22 protein-coding genes, 1 tRNA gene and 1 pseudogene are annotated in these 24,889 nt (G+C 68.0%); 14 read left to right on the top strand and 10 right to left on the bottom strand.

Annotation, left to right across the window (positions count from 1 at the left end):
* Positions 1 to 80: 80 nt before the first annotated feature.
* A complete protein-coding gene (locus PARJ55_RS0104020; protein WP_028711837.1) occupies positions 81 to 1,586 on the top strand; it encodes a peptidoglycan-binding protein in 1,506 nt (501 codons plus the stop codon).
* Here PARJ55_RS0104020 and PARJ55_RS24275 read toward each other — a convergent pair.
* Entirely contained in the window at positions 1,583 to 3,031 is a 1,449-nt protein-coding gene (locus tag PARJ55_RS24275) for a TrkH family potassium uptake protein (RefSeq protein ID WP_028711836.1), read from the bottom strand. The two genes, PARJ55_RS0104020 and PARJ55_RS24275, sit on opposite strands and share 4 nt — an antisense overlap.
* A gap of 63 nt (positions 3,032 to 3,094) precedes the next feature.
* On the opposite strand from PARJ55_RS24275, the gene PARJ55_RS24495 reads away from it, so the two are divergent.
* Together PARJ55_RS24495 and PARJ55_RS0104005 are read left to right on the top strand one after the other, a co-directional pair.
* Positions 3,095 to 3,229: a fumarate hydratase C-terminal domain-containing protein gene (locus PARJ55_RS24495; protein WP_232215661.1), complete on the top strand. Its 135-nt coding sequence runs from the start codon at positions 3,095 to 3,097 to the stop codon at positions 3,227 to 3,229.
* Positions 3,230 to 3,315: 86 nt separating this feature from the next.
* Positions 3,316 to 3,549 (top strand): LysR substrate-binding domain-containing protein, encoded by a 234-nt coding sequence (locus tag PARJ55_RS0104005; RefSeq protein WP_028711835.1) that lies wholly within the window; start codon positions 3,316 to 3,318, stop codon positions 3,547 to 3,549.
* A gap of 41 nt (positions 3,550 to 3,590) precedes the next feature.
* Here the strand turns inward: PARJ55_RS0104005 and PARJ55_RS0104000 are convergent, their stop codons facing one another.
* The 5 genes and pseudogenes from PARJ55_RS0104000 to hpbA all read right to left on the bottom strand — a co-directional run bounded on the left by PARJ55_RS0104000 (position 3,591) and on the right by hpbA (position 9,116).
* The gene (locus tag PARJ55_RS0104000; RefSeq protein WP_028711834.1) at positions 3,591 to 4,643 is read right to left on the bottom strand and encodes a proline racemase family protein; all 1,053 of its coding nucleotides are present in this window, start codon (positions 4,641 to 4,643) and stop codon (positions 3,591 to 3,593) included.
* Positions 4,644 to 4,787: 144 nt separating this feature from the next.
* Positions 4,788 to 5,705: a glycine betaine ABC transporter substrate-binding protein gene (locus PARJ55_RS0103995; RefSeq protein WP_230378150.1), complete on the bottom strand. Its 918-nt coding sequence runs from the start codon at positions 5,703 to 5,705 to the stop codon at positions 4,788 to 4,790.
* Positions 5,706 to 6,212: 507 nt separating this feature from the next.
* A pseudogene (locus PARJ55_RS24490) lies at positions 6,213 to 6,405 on the bottom strand (electron transfer flavoprotein subunit beta/FixA family protein); the annotation flags it as partial.
* A gap of 30 nt (positions 6,406 to 6,435) precedes the next feature.
* Positions 6,436 to 7,020 carry a dimethylsulfonioproprionate lyase family protein gene (locus PARJ55_RS0103985; RefSeq protein ID WP_028711832.1) on the bottom strand — a complete coding sequence of 195 codons (585 nt, stop codon included), beginning with the start codon at positions 7,018 to 7,020 and terminating at the stop codon, positions 6,436 to 6,438.
* A 59-nt stretch (positions 7,021 to 7,079) separates the two neighbouring features.
* Positions 7,080 to 9,116, bottom strand: coding sequence for an N-methyl-L-proline N-demethylase HpbA (gene hpbA / locus PARJ55_RS0103980; protein ID WP_028711831.1), 2,037 nt, complete (start codon positions 9,114 to 9,116; stop codon positions 7,080 to 7,082).
* A 146-nt stretch (positions 9,117 to 9,262) separates the two neighbouring features.
* Here hpbA and PARJ55_RS0103975 point away from each other — a divergent pair, with 146 nt between their 5' ends.
* From PARJ55_RS0103975 to PARJ55_RS0103945, 6 genes are all read left to right on the top strand, one after another.
* On the top strand, positions 9,263 to 9,913 hold the full coding sequence (locus PARJ55_RS0103975; RefSeq protein WP_028711830.1) for a TetR/AcrR family transcriptional regulator: 651 nt from the start codon (positions 9,263 to 9,265) through the stop codon (positions 9,911 to 9,913).
* A gap of 498 nt (positions 9,914 to 10,411) precedes the next feature.
* Positions 10,412 to 11,413, top strand: coding sequence for an ABC transporter substrate-binding protein (locus PARJ55_RS0103970; RefSeq protein WP_028711829.1), 1,002 nt, complete (start codon positions 10,412 to 10,414; stop codon positions 11,411 to 11,413).
* 78 nt (positions 11,414 to 11,491) lie between these two features.
* The gene (locus tag PARJ55_RS0103960) at positions 11,492 to 12,379 is read left to right on the top strand and encodes a proline/glycine betaine ABC transporter permease (protein WP_028711828.1); all 888 of its coding nucleotides are present in this window, start codon (positions 11,492 to 11,494) and stop codon (positions 12,377 to 12,379) included.
* Complete coding sequence (locus PARJ55_RS0103955) at positions 12,372 to 13,415, top strand: glycine betaine/L-proline ABC transporter ATP-binding protein (RefSeq protein WP_028711827.1); 1,044 nt, start codon at positions 12,372 to 12,374, stop codon at positions 13,413 to 13,415. Before PARJ55_RS0103960 ends, PARJ55_RS0103955 begins: the two co-directional genes overlap by 8 nt.
* Positions 13,412 to 14,200 carry a pyrroline-5-carboxylate reductase gene (locus tag PARJ55_RS0103950; protein WP_028711826.1) on the top strand — a complete coding sequence of 263 codons (789 nt, stop codon included), beginning with the start codon at positions 13,412 to 13,414 and terminating at the stop codon, positions 14,198 to 14,200. Before PARJ55_RS0103955 ends, PARJ55_RS0103950 begins: the two co-directional genes overlap by 4 nt.
* Positions 14,197 to 15,675, top strand: a complete 1,479-nt coding sequence (locus PARJ55_RS0103945) for an FAD-dependent oxidoreductase (RefSeq protein ID WP_028711825.1) — start codon at positions 14,197 to 14,199, stop codon at positions 15,673 to 15,675. Before PARJ55_RS0103950 ends, PARJ55_RS0103945 begins: the two co-directional genes overlap by 4 nt.
* Before the next feature lie 148 nt (positions 15,676 to 15,823).
* Here the strand turns inward: PARJ55_RS0103945 and PARJ55_RS0103940 are convergent, their stop codons facing one another.
* The 3 genes from PARJ55_RS0103940 to PARJ55_RS0103930 form a co-directional block, all read right to left on the bottom strand.
* Positions 15,824 to 17,233: a Glu/Leu/Phe/Val dehydrogenase gene (locus PARJ55_RS0103940; protein ID WP_028711824.1), complete on the bottom strand. Its 1,410-nt coding sequence runs from the start codon at positions 17,231 to 17,233 to the stop codon at positions 15,824 to 15,826.
* A gap of 329 nt (positions 17,234 to 17,562) precedes the next feature.
* Positions 17,563 to 18,510, bottom strand: coding sequence for an ornithine cyclodeaminase family protein (locus PARJ55_RS0103935; protein ID WP_028711823.1), 948 nt, complete (start codon positions 18,508 to 18,510; stop codon positions 17,563 to 17,565).
* 190 nt (positions 18,511 to 18,700) lie between these two features.
* Positions 18,701 to 19,729 (bottom strand): proline racemase family protein, encoded by a 1,029-nt coding sequence (locus PARJ55_RS0103930; protein ID WP_028711822.1) that lies wholly within the window; start codon positions 19,727 to 19,729, stop codon positions 18,701 to 18,703.
* Positions 19,730 to 19,948: 219 nt separating this feature from the next.
* Between PARJ55_RS0103930 and PARJ55_RS0103925 the strand changes: the two genes are divergently transcribed.
* The 4 genes from PARJ55_RS0103925 (at position 19,949) to truA (ending at position 23,479) form a co-directional block, all read left to right on the top strand.
* Positions 19,949 to 20,629 (top strand): GntR family transcriptional regulator, encoded by a 681-nt coding sequence (locus PARJ55_RS0103925; protein ID WP_028711821.1) that lies wholly within the window; start codon positions 19,949 to 19,951, stop codon positions 20,627 to 20,629.
* A 676-nt stretch (positions 20,630 to 21,305) separates the two neighbouring features.
* A tRNA-Gly gene (locus tag PARJ55_RS0103920) sits at positions 21,306 to 21,379 on the top strand.
* A 325-nt stretch (positions 21,380 to 21,704) separates the two neighbouring features.
* Positions 21,705 to 22,688 carry a 5-bromo-4-chloroindolyl phosphate hydrolysis family protein gene (locus tag PARJ55_RS0103910; RefSeq protein WP_028711820.1) on the top strand — a complete coding sequence of 328 codons (984 nt, stop codon included), beginning with the start codon at positions 21,705 to 21,707 and terminating at the stop codon, positions 22,686 to 22,688.
* A 2-nt stretch (positions 22,689 to 22,690) separates the two neighbouring features.
* Complete coding sequence (gene truA / locus PARJ55_RS0103905) at positions 22,691 to 23,479, top strand: tRNA pseudouridine(38-40) synthase TruA (protein WP_028711819.1); 789 nt, start codon at positions 22,691 to 22,693, stop codon at positions 23,477 to 23,479.
* Positions 23,480 to 23,709: 230 nt separating this feature from the next.
* Here truA and PARJ55_RS21450 read toward each other — a convergent pair whose 3' ends face one another.
* Positions 23,710 to 24,540, bottom strand: a complete 831-nt coding sequence (locus PARJ55_RS21450) for a sugar transferase (RefSeq protein ID WP_156929420.1) — start codon at positions 24,538 to 24,540, stop codon at positions 23,710 to 23,712.
* Positions 24,541 to 24,656: 116 nt separating this feature from the next.
* On the opposite strand from PARJ55_RS21450, the gene PARJ55_RS23210 reads away from it, so the two are divergent.
* A partial coding sequence (locus PARJ55_RS23210; RefSeq protein WP_156929419.1) for a transposase occupies positions 24,657 to 24,889 on the top strand: 233 nt, incomplete at its 3' end.

Raw genomic sequence — 24,889 nt, 5'->3', positions numbered from 1 at the left:
TTCCTTCGGCATAACTGGCAGGAAATGTCTGCCGCCTTCTAGGCAGAGGGCGGCGCAGGGTCAATGAGAGGGACATGCCCATGCGGCGCTTTGCATTCGTCATCGGTGCGGCTCTGCCGCTGGCATTCGGCGCGGCCGCGCAAGCCGAGGATGTGGTGATCCGCATCGAGGCCAAGCGCGGTGCCGAGGCCGCCCGCGCCAGTGCCGAAGGCTGGGCCACCGCCTTCCCCGATGTCGTGACCTTCCCGCTGGCCGATGGCTGGATCGGCATCGCGCTTGGCCCGATGCCGCGCGAAGCGGCGACGGCGCGGCTGGAGCAGCTGAAGCAGGAGCGCAAGGTGCCGGGCGACAGCTTCCTTTCCGCCGCCGAGGGCCGCGACCTGACCCCGGTGGCCAGGGCGGCCCCCGCCGCGCCGGGGGCGCCCGATGGCTCGACCGGCAATGCCTCGACCTTCCGGCAGGGCGCGGGCCAGCCGGCAGAGGAGGACGGCGAGCCTGCGGTGGGCGATCTGGCGGGCGAGGATGCGGCCACGGCCGCCACGCCCGAAAGCGCCGCCGCCGAAACCGCCCCCGAAAACACCACCGAAAACACCACCGCGGCCGCGCCGGAACCCGCTCCCGAACCCGCGCCGGCGCAATTCTTCCTGCGCCTTGAATCCAGCACCGACCGCGCCAGGGCCGAGGAACTGCTGGCGAAATGGCGCGAAACCCTGCCCGAGGCCGGGCTCTGGACCCTGCCCAACGGCCGGTCGGCCATCGCCTTCGGCCCTATGGACGAGGCGACCGGCACCGCCTGGCTGAAAGCCTTCAAGGCCGCCGGCGCGGTGCCGAAGGACGCCTTCCTGTCGCCCGGCGAGGAGATGGGCGAGATCGCGATCATCGGCAAGGTGCCGGAGCTTGGCGCGCCCCCTGCCCCGGATGCCGCGCCGGTGCCCATGCCGCCGCTGGAGGACATCCAGCGCGCCCTGCGTTGGGCCGGCCATTACGACGGCGGCATCGACGGCAAGGACGGCCCCAAGACCCGCGCCGCCATCGCCGAAGAGATCGTGCGCCTGCGCGCCTCGCCCGATACCGCCACCGCCATGGCCGAGCTGATCCGGCGGCGCGAGGCCTGGCGGGCCGAGATGGGCCTGACCGAGCTTCGGGACAGCCATACCGGCCTTGCCCTGCCCGCGCCGATGGACAAGCTGCAATTCGACCGCGCCGAGCGCGCGCTGTCGATCTATGGGCCCAAGGACGGCTCGGGCGCGGCGCTGATCCTGTTCTCACAGCCCGGCGGCCAGCAGGAGATGCTGGACCTCGCCGGCCTTGTCACCGCGCTCGGCTGGGTGCCGGCGCCCCAGCGCCAGGTGGAACGCGGCAGCGTCACGCTGGACGGAAGCAACCAGACCCATATCGGCCATGCCGAGGCCCGGGTCGTGGAAGGGCGCGTGCAGGGCTTCGTGCTGATCTGGCCGATCTCGGACCCCGAGGACCAGCACCGGCTGGCGGCCGAGATCTCGGACAACCTGACCCGCTTCGCCCCCGGCGCGGGCGAGGCGCAGCCCGAGGCGCCCGCCATCGCCCCGGCGGCAGCGCAGAACTAGGCGCGCCAGAACCGCGGCAGGAACAGCACCAGCACCGAGATCAGTTCGAGCCGGCCCAGATACATGCCGCAGATCATCAGCCATTTCGAGGCGGTGGGGAAATCCGTCACCGCCCCGCTCTCGGTCAGTTCCGGGCCCCAGACCAGGCCGACATTGGCGATGGCGGTCCAGGCCGCGGTCAGCGCGGTGCGCGGATGCAGCCCGGTCAACGCCAGCCCGACGATCAGCAGGCCGAAGGTCAGGATGAACAGGGTGAAGAAGGCCATGACCGAATCGACCACGTCCTCCTCCAGCGGGCGGCCGCCGTAAAGCAGCGGAAACACCCGATGCGGCGACTGCATCCGCCGCAGCTGCGCCTTGACCGCCTGGAGCAGCACCAGATAGCGGAACACCTTGACCGAGCACGAGGTCGAGCCGGTGCAGCCGCCGATCAGCCCGACCACGATCAGGATGACGAAGGGGAAATGCCCCCATTGCGTGACGTCGGTCGAGGCGAAGCCGGTGCCCGAGAAGGCCGAGATCACGTTGAACGTGGTCTCGCGGATCACGGCGAGCGGGTTCTTCGCCTCAAGCCACAACAGCCGGTAAAGCACCACCACGGCGATGGCATAGAAGGTCCAGCGCAGATAGGCCCGCACCTGGATGTCGCGCCAGATCGGCTCGGCCGAGCCGCGGATCAGCTGCACCATGCGGATGAAGGGGATCGAGGCCAGGATCATGAAGAAGGCCGCCGCATACTCCGCCGGCCCAATGAAGGGCGCGAAGCTGGCGTCGTAATTGGAGAACCCGCCGGTCGAGCAGGTGGACAGCGCCAGCACCAGCGCGTCGAAGCCCTTCATGCCCAGCAGGATATAGACCACCATGCAGCTGGCGGTCATGGCGAAATAGACCCCGGCCATCTCGCGCGCGATGTCGAAGGCGCGGGGCAGGATCTTGCCCAGCGTGTCGAACCCTTCCGAGCGAAAGAACTGCATGCCGCCGACCTTCATCACCGGCAGGAAGATCATGGCGACCACGATGATCCCGAGGCCCCCGGACCAGTTCAGGAAGGCCCGCCACAGGTTGGTGCCCTTGGGCAGGCCGTCCAGCCCGGCAAAGGCCGTGGTCCCGGTCGTGGTGACGCCCGACATGGCCTCGAAATAGGCATCGGTGAAGCCAGCATGCGGCGCGCCCAGCATGAAGGGCAGCGCGCCGGCCACCGGCACCACCAGCCACAGCATCGCCGTCAGCAGAAAGACCTGCTGGATGGTCAGGGAACTGTCCCTCTGCCGCGTCGACAGCGCCACCAGCCCGCCGGCCAGCATGGTCAGGATGCCGCATTCCAGAAAGATCAGCCAATGCGCGTCGCCGTGCCACCAGTCCACCAGCATGGGCAGCGCCATCGCCGCCCCGAGCGTGACGACGACCTTGCCGACGATATTGGCCACGGGACGGATATCGATCATGCCGCCCTGCTTGCCCCGCCGCCTTACGACCGTCAAGCGCGCGACGCGGGACGGCTGGCGCAAGTGCTCGACTTTGCCGAATTCGGCATGGAGGCGGTCTGGCGCATCCGGGTCGAGGATTTCCCCGCCTTCGTCGTCACCGACGACAAGGGCAACGACTTCTTTGCCCGCAGGCCCGACTTGACCCCGCCCGGCTGACGCGCGACCAGTTCAACCGGGGCAATGCGGGGATGCGGACTGGACGATCACCCTGCGGCAGATGCAGATCTTCCTGACCGCCGCTGATGGCGAACATGGGGCTCGCCTTCCTCTCCGCCCACACCATCGCGCTGGAACGGCAGGCGGGCAAGCTGAGCGTCCTCAGCGTCGACGGCATGCCGCAGCTGCGCGACTGGTTCGTGGTCTATCCGCGCCGCAAGACGCTGGGCCCGGCCGCGCGCGAGTTCCGCGACTTCGTCACCACAGACGGCCCCGCCTTCATGCGCCAGTTCTTCGGAGAGGATTACGGTGCGGAATAGAGCCGGCAAAGCGGGCAGCCGCGGCCCCGCAGGACCGCGCGCTACGCCCAGGTATCCCCCACCGTGAAACCTTCGGCAAACGGATCGTCATGGTCCAGCACCAGGGTGTTCAACCCACAGATCCAGCTGGTCCCCGAGATTTCCGGCACCACGGCGCGGCGGCCCGCGATCTCGGTCTCCTCGACCAGCCGCCCGGTATAGACGTTGCCGAGAATGCCCTGGTGCCGGAAGCTCTTGTCCAGCGGCAATTCGCCTTTGGCATGCAGCACCGCCATCTTGGCGCAGGTGCCTGTGCCGCAGGGGCAGCGATCCAGCGCGCCGGTCCAGGTCGCGGGATTGTCCCAGGAAAAATCCCCCGAGGCCATGGTGACGGCATTCTTCCAGTCGGCGTTCGGATCGTCCGTCGGCCCGGACAGTTGCGAGATGGTGATGCCCACGCCCGGATAATCGGGATGCTCGACCGGCAGCTGCTCGATCGCCGCCTGCCGGATCATCGCCGAGATGCGGGCGATTTCGCGGCCATGCTCGGGGATCAGTTCCAGGCCGGGGAACTGCCGGATGTCGGCGATGGCATAGAACATGCCGCCCCAGCCGACATCGACCCGGACCTTGCCCAGATGCGGCACCTCGATTTCGGCATCCAGATGCGCGGCGAAGGCCGGCACGTTGCGGAACGTCACGCTGGTCACCTTGCCGCCCCGGCATTCGGCGCGGACCCGGATCAGCCCCGCCGGCGCCTCCAGCACCAGCTCGGTGACGGGCTCCTTCATCGGCAGAAGGCCCATTTCCAGCAGCACCGTGACGACCGAGATGGTATTGCCGCCGGACATGACCGGATATTCGATCTGCTCCATGATGATATAGCCGGCATCGGCCTCGGGATGCGAGGGCGGCACGATGATGTTGCAGCAATGCGCCGCATAGCCGCGCGGCTCGCGCAGCATCAGCTTGCGCAGCTGGTCGTCATTGGCCTCCAGCCATTGCATCTTCTCGTAGGACGAGCGCCCGGGAATATGGGGAACGCCGCCGGTAATCACCCGCATCGGCGTTCCGGCATGCGTATCGACGGCATGGATCATTCGCTTGAACGCCATGTTTGCTGCTCCTGAGGGCGTGTTCTTGAAGCCGGGATGGGAAAGGCGCGCCCGGTGATGACAGCCGGGCGAACCAAAGGGATCAGGGAATACGGATCGCTGCACCATAAGGCCGGTTTATCCGCCATGACGCAGCGGCCATGGTCACAGAGCGGCTTCGACCTTTTCCGCGACCTCGGCAGGAACCCAGCTCGTCCAGATATCCCTGTTCTCTTCCAGGAAATGCACGGCCGCATCCTCGCCCATGGCCTGGTTGTCGCCCTGCCATGCCATCAGCTTGGCCACGGTGTCGTTGCTCCAGCCGCGGGTGTTGAAATAGTCCAGGATCGCCGGGCTGGTCCGGTCGGCAAAATCCCTGGTCAACACCGTCATCACCGTGTCGATGGGCCAGCCGGTGACCTTCGGGTCGGCGCAATCGAGATTGGTGATGCAGCGTTTCCATTCGACCGGATCGTGCTCGGCGTTCGGTTCCAGCTGCACCAGCTGGTATTTGCCCAAGAGCGCGGTCGGCGCCCAGTAATAGGTGATGAAGCCTTCCTGACGCTCATAGGCCCGGGCGATGGCGCCATCCAGGCCCGCGGCCGAGCCCGGCCGCATCAGGTTGAAGCCCTTTTTCTCGGCCTCGTAGGCCTTGAACAATTGCGCGGTCACAACCGTCGCCCCCCAGCCTTCGGCGCCGTTGAAGATCACGCCGCGGCTGGGGTTTTCCGGGTCCGGGAAAAGCTCGGGATGCGCCAGGGCATCCTCGACCGTCTTGATCTCGGGATGCGCATCGGCCAGGTATTTCGGAATCCACCAGCCCTGAATGCCGCCATCGGGCAGGGCCGGCGCGCCGTAGACGATCTTGCCGTCCTCGAGCCCCTGCGGAACGATCTCGGGCAGCAGGTCCACCCAGGTTTCCGAGGAAACGTCGGGCGAGCCTTTCTCGATCATGGATGTGGTCGAGGGAACCGTATCCCCCGGAATGGTCTCGACGCTGCAGCCGTAACCGTTTTCGAGGATGAACTTGTCGACATAGGTCAGCAGTTCGGCGCTCTGGACGTTATGCAGTGCAAGGGTCACGTTGCCGCAATCCTGCGCGGCAGCCGACCATGCGCCGCCGGAAAGGCCAGCGGCAAGGACCGTCGAAGCGAGTAGTCTTTGCATTTCCATCTCCCTGTCTGCGGCGTTGTTTCAGGGCGGCGCGCCGCGTCTTTACCTGCCCTGTTCTCGGGACGGCTTGGCTACGGGGGGCCCTTTGGCCGCTTCATCCTCGTCGCCCGCTTCTGATCGCCATATTCGTATACGATATTTGTTCTACGAAATCTCTTGCCTTCGGGCGATTCTGTCAAGAAGTTCTTCGGTTCCGGCAATCCGCGTGCATCCATGGTGGCGCATGAAGCACCGGGCTGCTTTGGGCTCCCGCGCCTTGGGCGTCCTTTGGTGGGACGCGACAGGGGGCTCTGCCCCCGGAGTATTTGGGAAACGGTGAAAGCCTTCAGAGCTTCCCGGTCAGTTCCGGGACGACGGAGAACAGATCCCGACGAAGCCGTAATCGGTGACGATCACATTGCTGTCCTTCATCCCAGCAAGGTGCTGGATGGCGCCGGAGATGCCGGTGCTGATGGCGATGACCTCCTCGGCCTTGCCCGCCTCCTTCAGGGGAATCGCCTCTTCCACCGCGATCTGGTCGAGCGGGTCATCGACATCTTCACATTCGCCAAATCGACACCAGAGCCACGTTGTAGTCGATCACGCGCTTCACGGGCACGAGTATCTTCATGGGATTGACCTTCCTGCTGTTGTCGATCCATCAGGCCCGGAGCGCCCAGAGCGCGAACAGCGGTTCATCGCTGGATCGCATGGCATGAACCGCGTTTGGCGGCACGAAGAAGCTGCCGCCGATGCCGGGCTCGAACCAGTCGCGCCCCGGCTTGCGGAATTGGCCCGGCGACAGGACCAGATAGGTTTCCTCGGGCGCGTGCTGGTGGTCGGGATATCGGGTCTGCGGTGCCAGAAGGCTGAGGCCGATCCACAGGTCGCGGCGCTCCTCGATGCCACCGGGGCCGAGCAGCATGGCATTGGCATGGCTTTCTGAGAAATTCGCGCTGGCGGTCGCGTCGCCGGTCCGGCGGCGCCAGCACAGCAGCGGCGTCAGCCGCTGTATCGCCTGCAAAAGATCGGAAAGATCCTGGTATTCCATGGGACGGGCCAGAGCCGTGTCGAGCCAAGCCTCGACCACGGGCAGGCGGGCCGGTCCCGCCCCTTGGTCCCCAACCGAAAGGATTGCCTCGGAAATGCCCTGAAGCGAGGCCGGCGAATTGCCGTCATGGGCGCGCGCCCGCATGGCGGGCAAGGCGATATCAAGGAAATCCTGCAGGGGTTGCAGTCGCGGCATTTCGGTTTACCTCCCGGGATCCGGCCGGCGCGCGGATCATCGCCGCGCGCCGGGGTGCGTTACAAGTCCTTGACCAACCGCAGCGCGTCGTAGATCGCGGCATGGGTGTTGCGGGCGGCGACGGCATCGCCGATGCGGTAGAGGCGGAAGCGGCCTTCGGGGTTTTTGCGGACCTCCTGCAACCCGCCGGTGGTCAGGGCCTCGTAATCGACCTCGCCCAGGTTCGAAGACAGCGGCTTGAGATCGAAATAGAGCTCGTCCAGCGGCCGCGTGCCGTGGTTGACCACCACCTGGTCGACGATGCGCTCGCGGGTGAAATCGCCGTAATCGCTGCCGAGCGTGGCGCGCAGCTGGTTGCCCTCGCGCGTCACCGAGCGGAGGCGCCAGGTGACGGTGAAGGTGGTGTCGCGCTTTTGCAGGTTGCGCATGTAGGGCACCAGGTTCATCGCCATCACCTCGGGCGAGAAGCTGCGATCCGGCGTCACGATCTCGACCGCCGCACCCGTGGCCGAGATCAGGTCGGCCGCCTGCAGCGCCGCATGGTCGCCCGCATCGTCGAAGATCAGCACGTTGCGGCCCGGCCTCACGTCGCCCGCAAGGATGTCCCAGGCCGAGCAGACGAGATCGTTGCCCGTCTCCAGCACCTCGACATGGGGCAACCCGCCGGTGGCGACGATCACCTCGTCGGGCTCGGTGGCCAGCACGTCACCCGCGTCGGCGAAAGTGTTGAAGTTGAACTTCACACCATGCTTCTCGCATTGCGCCATGCGCCAGGCGATGATCGAGATCATCTCGCGGCGCCGCTCGTCCAGCGCGGTCAGGCGGATCTGGCCGCCGGGCTGGTCGGCGGCCTCGAAGACGGTGACGGCATGGCCGCGCTCGGCGGCGACGCGGGCGGCCTCCATGCCGGCCGGACCGGCGCCGACCACGGTGATGCGCTTTTTCGCCGGGGCGGGCGGGATGGTGTGCGGCATGGTCTCCTCGCGCCCGGTGGCGGCATTGTGCAGGCAGAAGGCCATGCCGCCCTGATAGATGCGGTCGAGGCAATAGTTCGCGCCGACGCAGGGGCGGATGTCGTCCTCGCGCCCCTCGACGACCTTGCGGACCAGATGCGGGTCGGCCATGTGCGCCCGCGTCATGCCGACCATGTCCAGCAACCCCGAGGCGATGGCATGGCGGGCGGTCGGCACGTCCGGGATCTTGGCGGCGTGGAAGGTCGGAAAGCCCGTGGCCTTCCTGATCTGCCCGGCGAATTCCAGGTGCGGGGCGTTCCTCATCCCCTGCACCGGGATCACGTCGGTCAGCCCGGCATCGGTGTCGATATGGCCCTTGACCACGTTCAGGAAATCGACCAGCCCGCTGTCCTTCAGCTTGCGCGAGATCGCCAGCCCGTCCTCGGCCGTCAGCCCGCCCGGCAGGTCCTCGTCGCCGGTATAGCGCACGCCCAGGATGAAATCCTCGCCGCAGCGTTCGCGGATGCCGCGCAGCACGTCGAAGGTGAAGCGCAGCCGGTTGTCGAGGCTGCCGCCATAGGGCCCGTCCAGGTCGTTGGTCAGCGGCGACCAGAACTGGTCCATCAGATGGCCGTAGGCCTGGATCTCAAGCCCGTCCAGCCCCGCCGCCTTCATGCGCTCGGCCGCATCGACATAGTCGTCGATGATCCGGTCGATGTCCCAGTCCTCCATCTTCTTCGGGAACGAGCGATGCGCCGCCTCGCGCTCATGGCTGGGCGAGACGACGGGCAGCCAGTCGGCCTTGTCCCAGCGCGTGCGCCGGCCCAGATGGGTCAACTGGATCATCACCGCACAGCCATGGTCGTGGCATTCGTCGGTCAGCTTCTTCATCCAGCCGACCACCTCGTCCTTCCAGGCCAGGATGTTGTTGAAGACCGGCGGGCTGTCGCGCGAGACCGAGGCCGAGCCGGCGGTCATGGTCAGCGCCACCCCGGCCTTCGCCCGCTCGACATGATAGGCGCGGTAGCGGTCCTTGGGCATGCCGTCCTCGGGATAGGCCGGCTCGTGGCTGGTGATCATGATGCGGTTGCGCAGCGTCAGGTGCTTCAGCTGATAGGGCTGCAGAAGGGGATCGTTCGACATGGCTCTGCCTGTGAAGGGTGGGAGTCGTTGCCCCAAGAAGGCAAGAAATGTTCACATGTGTCAATATAAAAATCATATGTGATCCTTTAGTATGCATCTCTGGACAATTCGCTTGAGGCGAATCGGCACGCGGGCTATGCAGGGGCATGGAAACCCATATTGCCCCCGAAACCGGCTGGCGCGGGTCGCGCGAGGGCTGGCTGGAAGCCGGCTACCAGGCGCTGATCGACAGCGGCATCGACGCGGTGAAGATCCTGCCGCTGGCCCGGCAGCTGAACCTGTCGCGCACCAGCTTCTATTGGTTCTTCGAGGATCGCGAGGCATTGCTGACCGCGCTGATCGACGGTTGGGAGGCGCGCACCACCCGGCCCTTCGTCGCCGCCACGCGGGAATATGCCGACAGCCAGGCCGAGGCGATGCTGAACGTGCTGGCCTGTTTCCTGTCCGGGGTCTTCGATGCGCGGCTGGAATTCGCGGTGCGCAGCTGGGCCCTGCAGGACGGCAAGGTGGCGGCGCGAATCGAGGCGGCGGACGAGACGCGGCTGGGGGCGCTGCGCGACATGCTGGTGCGCTGGGGACATGGAGAGCAGGAGGCCGATGTCCGCGCCCGCACCATCTACCTGACGCAGATCGGCTATATTTCGATGCGCGCCCGGGAGGAGCTGGAGACGCGGCTGGCCCGCATTCCCACCTATGTCGAGATCTATACCGGCCAGCGCCCCGAGCCGCGCGAGCTGGCGCGCTTCAATGCGCGTTTCATGTCCCAGCCCGGGGCCCGTCCCGGCTCCGCACCATGAGGGTCGGCCGCATCGACAGCCCGGGCCGGAATCTGCCGGATTTCCCCCCGCCCGATTCCCGGCTGCGTCCGGCGCCGGGCCGCGGCGGGGCCGGTCCGGCCAGCAATGCTGACGATATCGTCGCACGACATGCCGCTATTGTTGCATCCGGGCCGCGGCCGGACGGGGAAGATACCGCATCGGCGGCCGCCGGCCGCCTGCTGGTTCCCCTCATGACAGGCATCCCCTTGCCCGAAACCGTTCCCACCGGCCTCCGATGCGCCCGCGCCCTGCCGAACGCGGTCGGGCCCAGCCCCGCCAGGGGCCCGGCAGAGGGTGCCGCCGGTGGTCCGGCCGGTCCGGCGGGCGCGATCCGAATTGCCCCGGCAGAGGCGGCGTTGAACCGTCGCGGACCGGGGCGCAAGCCGGCAGGAACCCCATCCTGACCCAAATCAGCCCCCGGCCTTCCGCGACGGGCCGGGCAGGCATGACCAATGTCGCGACAGGGAAGCGAAAACCATGAAACGATCCTATCTCTTTGGCACCGTCCTCGCCCTGCCGTTCGCTGCGCTGGCCGGCGCCGCCTCGGCCGATTGCGGCAGCCTGACCATCGCCAGCATGAACTGGCAAAGCGCCGAGGTGCTGGCGAGCCTTGACCAGTTCATCCTGAACGAAGGCTATGGCTGCAGCGCCGAGATCGTCGCCGGCGACACCGTGCCCTCGATCACCTCGCTGGTGGAAAAGGGCAAGCCCGAGATCGTCCCCGAGGCCTGGGTCGACCTGATGCCCGAGATCGTCGAGGCCGGGCTGCGGGACGAAAAGATCGTCTCGCTCAGCCGCTCGCTGTCGGATGGCGGCAAGCAGGGCTGGTTCATCCCGCGCTACATGCTGGACGAGCATCCGAACCTGAACAAGATCGAGGAGATCCTGGCCCATCCCGAACTGTTCCCGGCCCCCGAGGATGCCTCGAAGGGCGCGGTCTACAATGGGCCGGCGGGCTGGGGCGGCACCGTGGTCACCACGCAGCTCGCCAAGGCCTTCGACATCGAGGGCAAGGGCTTCGCCCTGGTCGATACCGGCTCGGCCGCCGGGCTCGACGGCTCGATCGCCCGCGCCTACGAGCAGCAGGCGCCATGGCTGGGCTTCTACTGGGAACCGACCTCGCTTCTGGGCAAATACGACATGGTCGCGGTCGATTTCGGCATGGAGCACGATGTCGAGGAATGGCGGCGCTGCACCTCGGTCGCGGATTGCCCCGATCCCAAGCCGAACGCCTTCCCGATCGACAATGTCTTCACCCTGGTGTCGAAATCCTTCGCCGAGGCGGCCGATCCCGGCGTCGTCGACTATCTGTCCAAGCGCAGCTGGAGCAACGAGACCGTCAACAAGCTGATGGCCTGGATGACCGACAACCAGGCCACGGGCGAGGACGGGGCGCGGGAATTCCTGCGCGAGAACGAAGAGCTCTGGACCCAATGGGTGACGCCCGAGGCGGCGGAACGCATCAAGGCCGCGCTCTAGGCGCGGCCCGTCCGGCGGGGGGCGGCGCGACGCCGCCCTCTCTCCCTTCCCCTCCGAACCAGCGCGGACGAAATCACCATGGCATGGTTAACTTCCTTCCCCCAGCTAGACGACGGCTATCTTCGCGACCTCAAGCGGGTCATCGACGAGGGTTTCCGCCAGTTCACCCGCAACTACGGTGACAGCATCGAGGGCTTTTTCAGCCCGCTGCAAAGTTTCCTCATCTGGTCCGAGCGGCTGCTGACCAATGCGCCCTGGCCGCTTGTCCTGCTGGTGGTCGGGGCGCTGGCCTGGGGCGCCAGCCGCAGCCTGCGCGTGGTGATCGGCAGCCTGCTGACCCTGGTGCTGATCGGGCTGTTCGGCATGTGGGACGACACGATGAAGACCGTGTCGATGATCTTCGCCGCGACGCTGCTGTCGATCGCCATCGGCCTGCCGCTGGGCATCCTGATGTCGCGCTCGCAGCGGGTGCAGGCGGTGCTGAACCCGGTGCTGGACGTGATGCAGACCATGCCCAGCTTCGTCTACCTGATCCCGGTGGTGATGCTTCTGGGCATCGGCCGGGTGCCGGGGCTGATCGCCGTGGTGATCTATGCCCTGCCGCCGATGATCCGGCTGACCAACCTGGGCATCCGCCAGGTCGACCGCGAGGTGCTGGAGGCGGCCGACGCCTTCGGCTCCTCGGCCTGGCAGAAGCTCATCAAGGCCGAGCTGCCGCTGGCGCTGCCCACCATCATGGCCGGCATCAACCAGACCATCATGATGGCGCTGGCCATGGTGGTGATCGCCTCGATGATCGGGGTGCAGGGGCTGGGCCAGCCGGTGCTGCGCGCCATCAACAACCAGTATTTCACCCTGGGCCTGTTCAACGGCTTCGCCATCGTCGGCATCGCCATCCTGTTCGACCGCATCAGCCAGGCCTGGGGCAAGCGGCTGCAGAAACATCGCGAGGTGGGTCATGGCTGATCCGATCGGCATCGAGATCCGCAATCTCTACAAGATCTTCGGCCCCGCGCCCGAGGCGCATGTCGAGGCGGTGCGCGCCGGCATGACCAAGGCCGAGCTGCAGGCCCGCCACGGCCATGTGCTGGGCCTGCGCGACATCAACATCTCCATCGCGCCGGGCAGCATCCAGGTGATCATGGGCCTGTCGGGTTCCGGCAAGTCGACGCTGATCCGCCACATCAACCGGCTGATCGAGCCCACGGCGGGCGAGATCGTCATCGAGGGGCAGAACGTCGTCGCCATGCCGCCCGAGGCGCTGCGCGCCTTCCGCCGCCACAAGACCGCGATGGTGTTCCAGAAATTCGCGCTGCTGCCGCATCGCACCGTGCTGGACAACGCCGCCTACGGGCTGGAGGTGCAGGGCGTGCCCGAGGCCGAACGCTATCGCACCGCCATGCGCTGGATCGAGCGCGTCGGGCTTTCCGGCTTCGAGAAGAGCTATCCCAGCCAGCTTTCGGGCGGCATGCAGCAGCGGGTGGGCCTGGCGCGCGCCCTGGTCAACGACGCGCCGATCCTGCTGATGGACGAGGCCTATTCGGCGCTGGATCCGCTGATCCGCTACGACATGCAGACGGTCCTGCTGGACCTGCAGCAGGAGGTCAGGAAGACCATCGTCTTCATCACCCACGACCTCGACGAGGCGCTGCGCATCGGCGACCGTATCGCGCTTTTGCGCGACGGCTGCGTCATCCAGCAGGGCACGGCGCAGGACATCGTGCTGCGTCCTGCCGACGATTACGTGGCGAATTTCGTGCAGCATGTCGACCGCGGCCGGGTGCTCAAGGTCGGCGCGGTCATGGTGGCCGAGCACGGCTTCGACAGCCTGCCCGAGGCCGCCATCGCCCCCGAGGCCACGGTCGCCGAGGCGCTCCAGCACATGGCGGCAAACCGCCTCCAGGCGCTGAGCGTCAAGAACCCGGAAGGCCAGACCCTCGGCGTCATCCCGTTCCAGAACGCCATCAACGCCTATACGGGCAACATCGCGGCGAGCGCATGAGGATCGGCATCGTCGGCGCCACCGGCTGGCTGGGCTCGGCGCTTGGCGCGGGGCTCTTGTCGCGCGGCATCGTCCAGCCGGGCGATCTGGTGCCCTTGAACCGCAGCGGGCCGCGTCCCGATTATCACGGCCATGCCGATGTGGTCTGGGCCCGGGACGTGGCCGATCTGGCGGCGCAAAGCGACGTGGTCGTGGTCTCGGTCCGCCCCGAGGACTGGCCGGGGCTGGCGCTGCGGGCCGAGGGGCGGCTGGTCCTGTCCTTCATGGCCGGGGTGGATGCCCGCGAACTGGCCCGCTGCGGCGGCCGGATCGTGCGGGTCATGCCGAATGCCGCGGCCGAGATCGGGGCCTCCTATTCGCCCTTCTGGGCCGCCGAGGGCGTGACCGAGGCCGACCGCGACACGGTGCGGCGCCTGCTTTCCGCCATCGGCACCACCGACGAACTGGCAAGCGAGGCCGAGATCGACCTGATGACCGCCCTGCCCGGCTCGGGCGCCGCCTATCCGGCGCTGATGGCCGTGGCGATGGCCGGCTTCATGCGGGCGCAGGGCATCTCGGAGGCCATCGCCTGGCGCGCGGCCGAGGCCGCCGTCATCGGCGGCGCGCGGCTGCTGGAAGGGCGGGTCAGCGAAGCGCCCGCCATGCTCGCCGCCTATCACGACTATCGCGGCACCACCGCCGCCGGCATCGAGGCCGCCGAGGCGGCAGGTTTCAGCCGCGCCGTCGTGGCGGCGCTGGAAGCGGCGACCGACAAGGCGCGGCGCATGGCGAAGGATCCGGCGTGACGCGGCCGCCGCTCTCGAGCCTCGACGGGACGGATTGCGACGTCATCGTCATCGGCGCCGGAGCGGTCGGCTGCGCCAGCGCCCGGCAACTGGCCGGGCGCGGCTTTCGCACCCTGCTGGTCGACCGCGGCGATATCGGCGCCGGCACCTCGTCGCGCTCCAGCCGCATGCTCTATTCCGGGCTCGGCTATCTCGCCGCGCGCTATCCGCTGTGGCAGATGCCCTTTCGGCCCGCCGACATGATCCGGCGGCTGCTCTACACCCGCGACGTCATGCGCTGCCGGGCCGAACTGGTGCACGACATGCCCGGCCATCTGACGAAGCATCGCTTCCACTATCCGTTCCGCAAGGGCGACCGCTATCCGCCCTGGCTGGTCGATCTGGGCTTCCGTCTGGTCGAGGCGCTGGACCGCTGGCGGGTTCTGCTGGCCTATCGCCGCCTCCCGCCTGCAAAAGCCGCCGGCGAAAGCGCCATGGCGGCGGCCTTGGGCGGGCCGCTGCGCGGCGTCGGGGTCTTCGAGGAATACATGTATGCCTGGCCCGAGCGCATCTGCGTCGATACCGCGCTGGATGCCGAGCGGCGCGGCGCCACCCTCCGCACCTATGCCGAGGTGACGGCCATCGTGCGCGAGGGCGAGGGCTGGCTGGTCACGCTGGACGAACGCGCGCCCGAGATGCAGGGCCGTGCGCAGGTCCGCGCCCGCATGGTGGTGAATGCCGCCGGCCCCTGGATCGACCGCGTGCCGGGCGGCGGCGCGGGCCGGCGCCGGGTGATCGGCATCAAGGGCGTCAACGTCATGGTGCGCCTGCCCGAGGCGTTCCGCGGCCAGGGGCTGGAAGCCTTTTCCCGCAAGGGCGAGCCCTATTACGTCTTTCCCTGGCGCGATTTCCATTTCATCGGCCCGACCGAGACCGAAGTCACCGCCAATCCCGACGACATCCGCGTCGAGGATGCCGAGATCGACTATATCCTGGGCGAGGCCAACCACCTGTTCCCCGACCTGCAACTGACGCGTGCGGATGTGCTGCATTGCTGGTGCGGCGTGCGGCCGACCTCGTCGCGCGACGGCCGGACCACCAGCCTGCCGGTCGAGGTCGCCGAGGATCCCGCGATGCCCGGCCTGCTGGCCGTCACCGGCTCGACCATCATGCTGCACCGCCACGCGGCGCGGAAGGTGGCGCGGGCGGTCGAAAAGCGGCTGGGAAGGCGCGGGCCGGAACCCACGGGCGCCATTCCGGCGCCCGAAACCCATGACGACGGCATCGGCCAGATGGCAGCCCGCGAACATGTCGTGCGCCTTTCGGACCTCATCCGCCGCCGCCTGCCGGACGGGCTGGAGCCCGACCTGGGCCGGGGCCGGGCCGAGGCGCTGTCGCGCATCGCCGCCGCCAGCCTCGGCTGGTCCGAGGCCCGCCGGCAGGACGAACTGCAGCATTTCGAGGCCGACACCGCACGGGTCTATCGCCAGCTGTAAGGATCTATCCCCAGACCAGCCAATCCGCGAACAGCCACCCCAAGGGAAACCACGACCCGGCTGGCGGGCGTCACCGGGCGGGTCGCAAGCTTATCCGAGCCGGAGGGCGCGCCACGCGGGATGAGGCAGGACCCGCCGGACCGAAGGGCTAAAGCCCGATCGCCTTGTAGGCCTGCGCCACCTCGTCGATGGCCAGCACATAGGCGGCGGTGCGCAGGTCCGGGTAGCTGCCGTCGGGGCGGTTCCACAGCGCGCTCATCCGGCGATAGGCGGCGCGCATGATGTCGTCGAGGCCCGAGCGGACCAGCGCGATCTCGCTGCGCGCCTCCAGGAAGCGGGCATGTTCGCTTGGGAAATCCCGGCCGGTCATCTGCTCCAGCGAGCGGGCCAGCAGCCGGTGCTCGTCCTCCTCCAGCCGCCGCTCCATCAGGCCGAAGGGGATGTGGCTGAGATTCTTCACCCATTCGAAATAGGACACCACCACGCCGCCGGCATTGGCGAACAGGTCGGGCAGGATGATCTTGCCGGCCTGGCGCAGGATGGCGTCGGCCGCGTTGGTCGTGGGGCCGTTCGCGGCCTCGACGATCAGCGCCGCCTTGATCGAGGCGGCATTCTCGGCGGTGATCGCGCCCTCGGCGGCGGCGGGGATCAGGATGTCGCATTCGTCGGCCAGCGCGCCCATGTCGGGCCGGCTCACCGCGCCGCCGGCAAAGCCCTCGACCGAGCCGGTCTGCACCAGATGCGCCTTCAACGCGTCGATGTCGATGCCGTCGGGATTGCGCACCACGCCCGTGCGTTCGATCACCGTGACGATGCGCACGCCGTCCTCCTGCGACAGGAACTTGGCGGCGTGGAAGCCGACATTGCCAAGACCCTGCACCACGCAGGTCAGGCCGGACAGGCTCTCGGACAGGAACCCGGCGCGGGCGCGGTCGGCGGGATGGCGAAAGAATTCGCGGATCGCATATTGCACGCCGCGTCCGGTGGCCTCGGTGCGGCCCTCGATGCCGCCGCCGCCGACCGGCTTGCCGGTGACGCAACCCAGCGCGTTGATGTCCTGCAGCCGGGCGCGGCGGTATTCGTCGGCGATCCACATCATGTTCAGCTCGCCCGTGCCCATGTCCGGCGCCGGCACATTGGCGGCCGAGCTGAGGAATTCATGCGCCATCAGCTCCTGCGCGAAGCGGCGGGTGATCTTTTCCAGCTCGGTCTCGGTCCAGTCGGCGGGATCGATCCGCAGCGCCCCCTTGGATCCGCCGAAGGGCAGCCGCACCAGCGCGCATTTATAGGTCATCAGCGCCGCCAGCGCCTCGACCTCGTCCTGGTCGGCATTGGGGGCGAAGCGGATGCCGCCCTTGGCCGGGCGGCTATGCGTCGAATGCACCGCCCGCCAGCCGGTAAAGGTATGCATGCGCCCGCGCAGCCGCACGCCGAAGCGGGTCACATAGGTCGCGTTGCAGACCTTGATCTTCTCGGCCAGCCCCTCGGGCAGGTCGCAGCGCGAGGCCGCGACGTCGAACATCTCGTTCACATCGGCCAGGAATGACTGATTGCTCATGAACCCCTCCTCCGGGCTCTTTCTGGAAAACAGGGGGCCGCGGCCCCCTGCGGAATGTCAGCCGGCCAGCAGCGCGGCGGTGCCCCCGCGGCGGTGGGGCAGATACGCATCATGCCGATCTCCTCATTCGATGCGAGAGGGATACCAGAGGATCGCCAGGCGGTGCGCCTGAATATTGCCCATCAGCCAGCCAGATGGAACAAATTCGAGGCCATTTTCAGACCTCGCCCGGATCTGGACAGGCGAATCGCGATGCCGAGCCCGCGCGGCGGGGTCGCAACATCTCCCTGAAGCCGGAGGTCGGGCAGAACGTCCGCCCGGCCCATCGCTCAGTCCGCCATGACGCGGGCGATCCAGGACGCGATCATCAGGTCCAGATGCGCACCCCCGCCATTCTTGAACAGGGTGATCTCGTCATCCGATTGCCGCCGGCGGGCATCCGGCCGCACGAGGTCGTAAAGATCGCCCAGCACGCTCTCGGCGGTGATCGCGCCCGAGGCGATGGGCAGCATCAGCTCGCCGATATGGCCGAGCGTGGTCGCCCGGCTGTCCACGAACAGCGCCGCCTTGGCCATCAGGGCATCGTCGGCCTCGCGCATGTCGGCCTTGAAGGCGCCGATCAGGTCGACATGGGTGCCGGCCCGGACCCAATCGCCCAGGATGACCGGCTGGCGCGCCATGGTGGCCGAAGAGACGATGTCGGCCTCTCCGACCGCGTCTTGCAGGTCGGGCACCGCCACCAGTTCGGCCTCGATTCCGTCCAGGCCGGCGACCAGTTCCCGCGCCTGTTCCGGGCGGCGCGACCAGACCGAGACGCGCTCGATCCCCGGCAGCACCGCGGTATAGGCCTTGACCAGACTGGTCGCGACCGTCCCGGCGCCGACAATCAGCAGGTGCCGGCTGTCCGGGCGCGCCAGCAGGCTGGCAGCCAGCACGGAATCGGCGGCGGTCTTGATCTCGGTGACCAGCGGGCTGTCCACGATGGCCTGCAGCGTGCCGGTTTCGCCGTCAAAGACCAGCATCGCCCCCTGGACCGTGGGCAACCCCCGCGCCGCATTGCCGTCGAAGACGGTGAAGGTCTTGGCGCCGTAGCCCAGCCCCTCGATCCAAGCCGAGCGGCTCATCATCGTGCCGGTGGGCGGGCCCAGGAACACATCCCTGATCTCGGCCGGGGGCAGCCCGTGGCCCTGCCGCAACGCCTCGACGGCATCGGGCCAGTTCAGCCGGCCGATCGCATCCTCATAGGACAGGAATTGCGGGGCGTTTTTGCTTGTCATGGAAATGCGTTCCCTTCTTCTGCACGGGTCGGCGCCCGCCGGGCCGGCCTGAAATGCCGCTACAGAGCCAGAGACGAGCTGGCCTGGCAAGAGCCGGGGCCTCCGGTGTTTCCTGCCGGCCGGCCATGCCCGTCCCCCGTCGGGTGGTGCGGCGCATCCAGCCCGCCGGCAAGCGGGATGGCGATGCCCCCTATCGATCCATCGGCCAGGTATCCGACAGGCGATAGCCCCCCGGGAACGGATCCGCCGGATCGACCATCAGCTGCTTGGTGCCGATGATCCAGGCCCGGCCCGAGATGATCGGACGGATCGCCGGCTTGCCGTTCAGGTCGATCTCGCTGTCGATCCGGCAATGGAACTCGGTCTCCAGAAGCGAGGTGCCGACGAAGCGATCTCCGGCCTTCATCTGCCCCTTGGCATGCAACACCGCCATCCGCGCCGAGCAGCCCGTGCCGCAAGGCGAACGGTCCAGCTTGCCGGGACGGATCGCCACGGCGTTCTTGCCCCACAGCACCCCGTCCTTCATCTGCACAGGGTCGGTGATCTGGCAGAACGAGATATGGTCCCAATCATTGGCGGGATGCTTGAAGCCCAGCTGTTCATTGGCGGCCTCGGTCACCTTCACGCCCATCTGCGCGATGTCGCGGGCCTGGTCGGGACGCAGTTCCAGCCCCAGCGCAGCCGCATCGACCAGCACGAAACTGTCGCCGCCATAGGCGGTGTCCACGGTGATCGTGCCCAGGCCCTCGACCTCGATCCGCACGTCCAGCTTGTCGGCGAAAGAGGGCACGTTGCGGACCCGGATGCGCTCGGCCTTGCCGTTCCGGCATTCGGCCTCGACCTCAATCAGCCCGCCCGGCGGTTCGAGGATCATGCGGGTGACGGGCTCCTGCATGGGAATGATCCCGGTATCGAGCAGCACCGTCGCCACACACATCGAGTTCGAGCCCGACATGGGCGGCGTATCGGCCGGCTCCATGATGATCCAGCCCATCTGGGCGCGCGGGTCCTTGGGCGGCACCAGCAGGTTGACATGGCGGAACACGCCGCCGCGCGGCTCGTTCAGCACGAAGCTGCGCAGGGTCTCGTCCTCGGCGATCCAGCGCGACTGGTCCCAGACCGTCTCGCCCGGCGGCGGGGCCACGCCGCCGACGATGACATCGCCGACCTCGCCTTCGGCATGGCAGGACACGACATGCACGACCCTGGATGTGCGCATTGGTTTTCCTCGATCATTGCGGACAGGCAGGGCTGGCCGCAGGTTGGTATTTCGTATACGATATTTTCATCACCACATTGCCGGTTTCGCCCTGCCCCGTCAAGCGCGCTTCGCGAGTCCTCACAGCCCGCACCTTCTCCGGGCGCGGCATCCTCTTGCGGCGGAATATCGGCTACCATATCTTCCTGCCCGTGCAGCCGCGCAGCTGGGGGAAGCAGAATGCCATTCAAGGATGCAGAGGTCCCCAATCTCGGGAAAGCCCCCACCGCCTCGGACATCATCCTGAAATTCATCCGCGATTCCATCGCCGACGGCACGCTGGACGAGGGCGAGCCGATCCGCCAGGACGATGTCGCAAGGATGTTCAACGTCAGCAAGATCCCGGTCCGCGAGGCGCTGAAGCGGCTGGAGGCCGAGGGTCTGGTCGAGTTCCAGCGCAACAAGGGCGCCATCGTCACCGCGGTTTCCGAGCCCGAGATCGCCCAGATCTTCGAAACCCGGGCCATCCTGGAATCGGCCGCCATCAAGCTTTCGGTGCCACATATGACGCCGGAGACCTTCACCGATGCCGAGGCGTTCTGCGACGCCTTCGCGCGGGAAACCGATGTCGCGCAATGGTCGGCGCTGAACTGGCAGTTCCACAGCCGGTTGTATCTGGATGCGCAGCGGCCGTTCCTGGTCAGCACCATCCGCTCGGTGAACGACCGGCTGGAACGCTACCTGCGCATCCAGCTGGCCCTGTCGCACGGCCAGGGCACGGCCGATCGCGAGCATCGCGAGATCCTGGCCGCTTGCCGGGCGGGCGATGCGGAAAAGGCCGGCGCGCTGGTCTATGCCCATATCATGGGCGCCTGTTCGTCCCTGCTGCACCACCTGCCGGCAAGCAAGGGCGCAAGCTGAGGCCCGGCCGTTTCCAAGGGCGGCAACCCGCTTGAGCCATGGCCGGCCGGCCCGCCAGCCGCAACCGCCACGGACGGCCTCGCGACCCGATGCCCGGCTGGCTGCCGCCAGGATCATGCACCCTCGGCACCGTCCCCAGCCGGGGCGTGATCGCGTCCAGGGCATCGATACGGCGCCCGCCCCCTTGGACGTGGCGACGCTTCGCGCCGCCGATCTCCATCCGCCCGCAACAGGCTGCGACCGACCGCACCCCGAAGGCCGGAAGCGCGGGGATCGATCATTCGAAGCAATGGAGCGGATGCGGCGCGGGGCTTCCGGGCGAATCCCTGCAAACGACCTGCCACGGGGCCGATCCGCAGCCAGACAAGGTGCGGTCGGCGCCGTTCCATCTCTGCAACGCTCCGCCGCGCCCGGGACAGGCGGGACGCGATGCTACCGCCCCCGGGCACGCCACCGCGAAGGTCGTGGGCGGACGCTGCCTTTACCGCTACCCATCGCCTCCCGCTGGTCGCGGAAAGCGGGCCCCCCGCTGGCCCAAGATCACGGCCCAGCCGAACGGATCGGACCGCAGCTCCACAAGCCGGCCCGCCCCGCCGACCAAAGAGAAGCCATCAGGACCAGAGCCCCCGCCGTTGGCTTGCGAAGCATCTCGGGACAGGATACAAGCCAAGGCGATGCGGGTGTAGCTCAATGGTAGAGCAGCAGCCTTCCAAGCTGAATACGTGGGTTCGATTCCCATCACCCGCTCCACTTTCCCCTTCCGCTCACCCTCCCGCCCGGCACCCGGCTTCTTTCTTGCCCAAATATCCCGGGGGGAGCGCCTCCTGCGCCCCACAGGGCGCGGGAGGCGTGGGGGGCAGAGCCCCCAGCCCTTCCGTTCCCGCCGGATGCGCCCTATATCCTGCGGGCAATCCGCAAGACGCGGGCATCTCGCCCGACCATCCCGCGGGCGACTCGCCCGACGCGCCGAAAGGAAGCCCATGTCCCGGAAAGCCATGCAGCGCCTGTCCTTCTTCCTGCTGATGGGCCTGACGCTCTACGCCTCCTTCGTGGGCGCGGGCTGAGGGAGGCGGCGATGGCAAAGCGTTTCGGCGGCCGCTTCTCGCCGCAGCCCCGGCTGGACGGAACCGATCCGCGCCCGCCCGCGCGCCCGGCGCCCGGCGAGGTCCGGCATCCGCTGGAATCGCGCACGCGCTGGGTCACGATCATGGCCGTCCCCTTCCTGATCAGCGCCTTCTGGCAGGACCCGGCCGGGCTTGCCCTGCATCTGATCGCCTTCGGCAGCCTCGCCTCGGGCATGTGGATGACGCGCGAGGGGCTGCAGGCCGAGGCCGCCTATGACGCCCGCCGCGTCGCGCGCCGGCCGGCGATTCCGCGCAAGCTCTTCGGCGGCATCCTGACCGGGCTCGGCCTCGCCCTCGGCTCGTATGTCCCGGGCGCCGAGGCCGGTGCGGGGGTGATCGGCATCGCCGGCGCCATGCTGCACTGGCTGGCCTTCGGTACCGACCCGATGCGCGACAAGGGTATGGAGGGCATCGACGGCGTCCGGCAGGACCGCGCCCAGCGCATCGTCGCCGAGGGCGAGGCGCATCTGCAGGCCATGCAGCAGGCCATCCTGCGCACCGGCGACCGCCGGCTGGAGGCCCGCGTCGGCATGTTCGCCGCCGCGGCGCGCACGCTTTTCGGCCATGTCGAGGACAATCCCGACACGATCTCGGCCCTGCGCCGCTATCTCAGCGTCTATCTGCAGGGCGCGCGGGACGCGACGGTGAAATTCGCCGACCTCTACGCCCAGACCCGCGACCCCCGCGCGCGCCAGGATTACGAGACGCTCCTGAACGATCTGGAAACCGAATTCGCAGCCCGCAGCGCCCGGGTGCTGGAAGGCGGCCGCGCCGACCTGGACATCGAGATCAGCGTGCTGCGCGACCGGCTGGCGCGCGAAGGGGTGCGGCCCCCCGCCATCCCCGCCCAGCCGGACGAGCCGGCGGACCTGTCGCGGCCGATGACGCTGGACGACCTGCTGATCCCGCGCGATTCCGAAAAGCCGCGCCGCTAGCCATGCCGCGTTTCGCCCTGCTGATCGAATATGACGGCGGCCCCTTCGCGGGCTGGCAGGCCCAGGCTGACCGGCCCAGCGTGCAGGGCGCCATCGAGGCCGCGCTCGGCCGGCTCGACCCCGGCTTCGCGGCCGGCGCGCGCATCGCCGCGGCGGGCCGCACCGACGCCGGGGTGCATGCCACCGGGCAGGTCGCCCATGCCGATCTGGACCGCGACTGGGACCCGTTTCGCCTGTCCGAGGCGCTGAACTGGCACCTGAAGCCCGCCCCGGTGGCCGTCCTGGCCGCCGCACGGGTGGCGGATGACTTCCACGCCCGGTTTTCGGCGCATGAGCGGCGCTATATGTTCCGGCTGATCGCGCGCCGCGCGCCGCTGACCCATGATCGCGGCCGGGCCTGGCAGGTGCAGAACCGGCTGGACCTTGCCGCGATGCGCGCAGGCGCGGCGCATCTCCTGGGCCGGCACGATTTCACCACCTTCCGCTCGACCATGTGCCAGTCGAACAGCCCGGTCAAGACGCTGGACGAGCTGAGCATCGACGAGGTCGAGGTCCCGCAGGGCCGCGAATACCGCTTTGTCCTGCGCGCCCGGTCCTTCCTGCACAACCAGGTGCGCTCGATCGTCGGCACGCTGGAGCGGGTCGGCGCAGGGGCCTGGCCGCCGGGGCGCGTGGCCGAGGCGCTCGCCGCCCGCGACCGCGCCGCCTGCGGCCCGGTCTGCCCGCCGCAGGGGCTTTACCTGACCGGGGTGGGCTATCCGCAGGACCCCTTTGCCCCTGTCGCGCGCTGACGCGGCGGCCCCGGCACATGCCGGGACGCGGCCCGCCCTTTTGGCGACGACCGGGTGCAGGGCAGGCGTGGGCAGCTAGGACCCGGCGGCACCCCGCGGGCAACAGGCTGCACCCGCGGCCCGGCCCGCGCCAAAGCGGCGGGCTTGAAGATGTCGAGAGGAGGACAGCGACGACAAGGCTGGCAGACCACAGGACGCGGCGCCGGCAGGCTGCGGCGACTCCCGGCGGCTTACTCGGCGGGAACGCTTGGCTGCGGGTGCACCGCCGGCAACACGGGCTGGGGCCTGACCGGAGCAGCCGCCTGCGGCATGCTGGGCACCCGGCGAGCGCGGCGGCCCTGCCAATGCGGAATCACCACGGTCATCACCGTATGCCAGATGATCCACAGGTCCAGCCGCAGGCTGCGCCGGCGCTGATAGATCAGGTCCAGCCGCAGCTTGGTCGGCAGGCAGCGGCGGTAATAGGCGGCCTCGGTCGCCGCGGCGGTCTTGCAGCGCGCCATGATCCGGTCCTCATGCGCGTGATAGATCATCGTGGCCAGCCCGGTGACGCCGGGGCGGTTCTTCAGCACCTGGGCGTAAAGCGCCGGAAAACGCTCGACATATTCGCGCAGCGGCGGGCGGGGGCCGACGAAGCTCATGTCGCCGCGCAGGATGTTGAACAGTTGCGGCAATTCGTCGATGCGGGTGCGGCGCAGGATGCGGCCGACGCGGGTGATGCGCCAATGCTTGTGCGCGCCGGTGGCGCCGAAATCCCCGTCTTCCAGCAGCATGGTGCGGAACTTGAGCAGGTTGAACGGCTCGCCCGGGGCGCGCATGCGCGGCGCGACGTAGAACAGCGGCCGGCCCTGGGTCAGCAGCAGGATCATCGCGACCCCGGCCATGACCACGGAAAGCGGGATCAGCAGCACCAGGGCCAGCACGATGTCGAAACACCGCTTGCCCGGCGTCATGCCGATCCGGCCCTGCACCTGCTCGCGCGCGATCCAGGTCAGATCGACGCTGCCCAGCGAATGCAGGTTGCGGCAGTCGGCTTTGTCCCAATCGTGGTGAATCGTCACAATTCCGTCCTGCGTTCGGCGCTTTGGCTAACTTTTCCCGCCTAACATAGGTCGTGTTGACAAAAGGGATTCCTCTGGCAGTCGTCCTATGATTCAAGCTCATCTCTACGTGGGAGATGAACTTGGCACGCAACCTGATATCCGACGATGAGTGGACCTTCTTCGAGGGCTTCATTCGTGCCGTCCGGCACCCTAACGGGCGGAAACCTGCGGACCATCGTCTTGTTCTGAATGGTATATTCTGGATCGCAAGGACTGGTGCGCCATGGCGCGATCTGCCCGAAGAGTTTGGCAAGTGGTCCTCGGTCTACCGTCAGTTCCGCCGCTGGACTTTGGCGGGACTGTGGGA

It is taken from the genome of Paracoccus sp. J55 (assembly GCF_000513975.1).
Taxonomy (GTDB): Bacteria; Pseudomonadota; Alphaproteobacteria; order Rhodobacterales; family Rhodobacteraceae; genus Paracoccus.
This window is presented reverse-complemented; position numbering and strand designations above follow the sequence as displayed.

Bases quoted from the DNA above. Each gene is read 5' to 3' on its own strand.
- PARJ55_RS0104020 (WP_028711837.1), top strand. From the start codon at position 81: ATGCGGCGCTTTGCATTCGTCATCGGTGCGGCTCTGCCGCTGGCATTC.
- PARJ55_RS24275 (WP_028711836.1), bottom strand. From the start codon at position 3,031: ATGATCGATATCCGTCCCGTGGCCAATATCGTCGGCAAGGTCGTCGTC.
- PARJ55_RS0104005 (WP_028711835.1), top strand. From the start codon at position 3,316: ATGGCGAACATGGGGCTCGCCTTCCTCTCCGCCCACACCATCGCGCTG.
- PARJ55_RS0104000 (WP_028711834.1), bottom strand. From the start codon at position 4,643: ATGGCGTTCAAGCGAATGATCCATGCCGTCGATACGCATGCCGGAACG.
- PARJ55_RS0103985 (WP_028711832.1), bottom strand. From the start codon at position 7,020: ATGCCGCGACTGCAACCCCTGCAGGATTTCCTTGATATCGCCTTGCCC.
- hpbA (WP_028711831.1), bottom strand. From the start codon at position 9,116: ATGTCGAACGATCCCCTTCTGCAGCCCTATCAGCTGAAGCACCTGACG.
- PARJ55_RS0103975 (WP_028711830.1), top strand. From the start codon at position 9,263: ATGGAAACCCATATTGCCCCCGAAACCGGCTGGCGCGGGTCGCGCGAG.
- PARJ55_RS0103970 (WP_028711829.1), top strand. From the start codon at position 10,412: ATGAAACGATCCTATCTCTTTGGCACCGTCCTCGCCCTGCCGTTCGCT.
- PARJ55_RS0103960 (WP_028711828.1), top strand. From the start codon at position 11,492: ATGGCATGGTTAACTTCCTTCCCCCAGCTAGACGACGGCTATCTTCGC.
- PARJ55_RS0103955 (WP_028711827.1), top strand. From the start codon at position 12,372: ATGGCTGATCCGATCGGCATCGAGATCCGCAATCTCTACAAGATCTTC.
- PARJ55_RS0103950 (WP_028711826.1), top strand. From the start codon at position 13,412: ATGAGGATCGGCATCGTCGGCGCCACCGGCTGGCTGGGCTCGGCGCTT.
- PARJ55_RS0103940 (WP_028711824.1), bottom strand. From the start codon at position 17,233: ATGAGCAATCAGTCATTCCTGGCCGATGTGAACGAGATGTTCGACGTC.
- PARJ55_RS0103935 (WP_028711823.1), bottom strand. From the start codon at position 18,510: ATGACAAGCAAAAACGCCCCGCAATTCCTGTCCTATGAGGATGCGATC.
- PARJ55_RS0103930 (WP_028711822.1), bottom strand. From the start codon at position 19,729: ATGCGCACATCCAGGGTCGTGCATGTCGTGTCCTGCCATGCCGAAGGC.
- PARJ55_RS0103925 (WP_028711821.1), top strand. From the start codon at position 19,949: ATGCCATTCAAGGATGCAGAGGTCCCCAATCTCGGGAAAGCCCCCACC.
- PARJ55_RS0103910 (WP_028711820.1), top strand. From the start codon at position 21,705: ATGGCAAAGCGTTTCGGCGGCCGCTTCTCGCCGCAGCCCCGGCTGGAC.
- truA (WP_028711819.1), top strand. From the start codon at position 22,691: ATGCCGCGTTTCGCCCTGCTGATCGAATATGACGGCGGCCCCTTCGCG.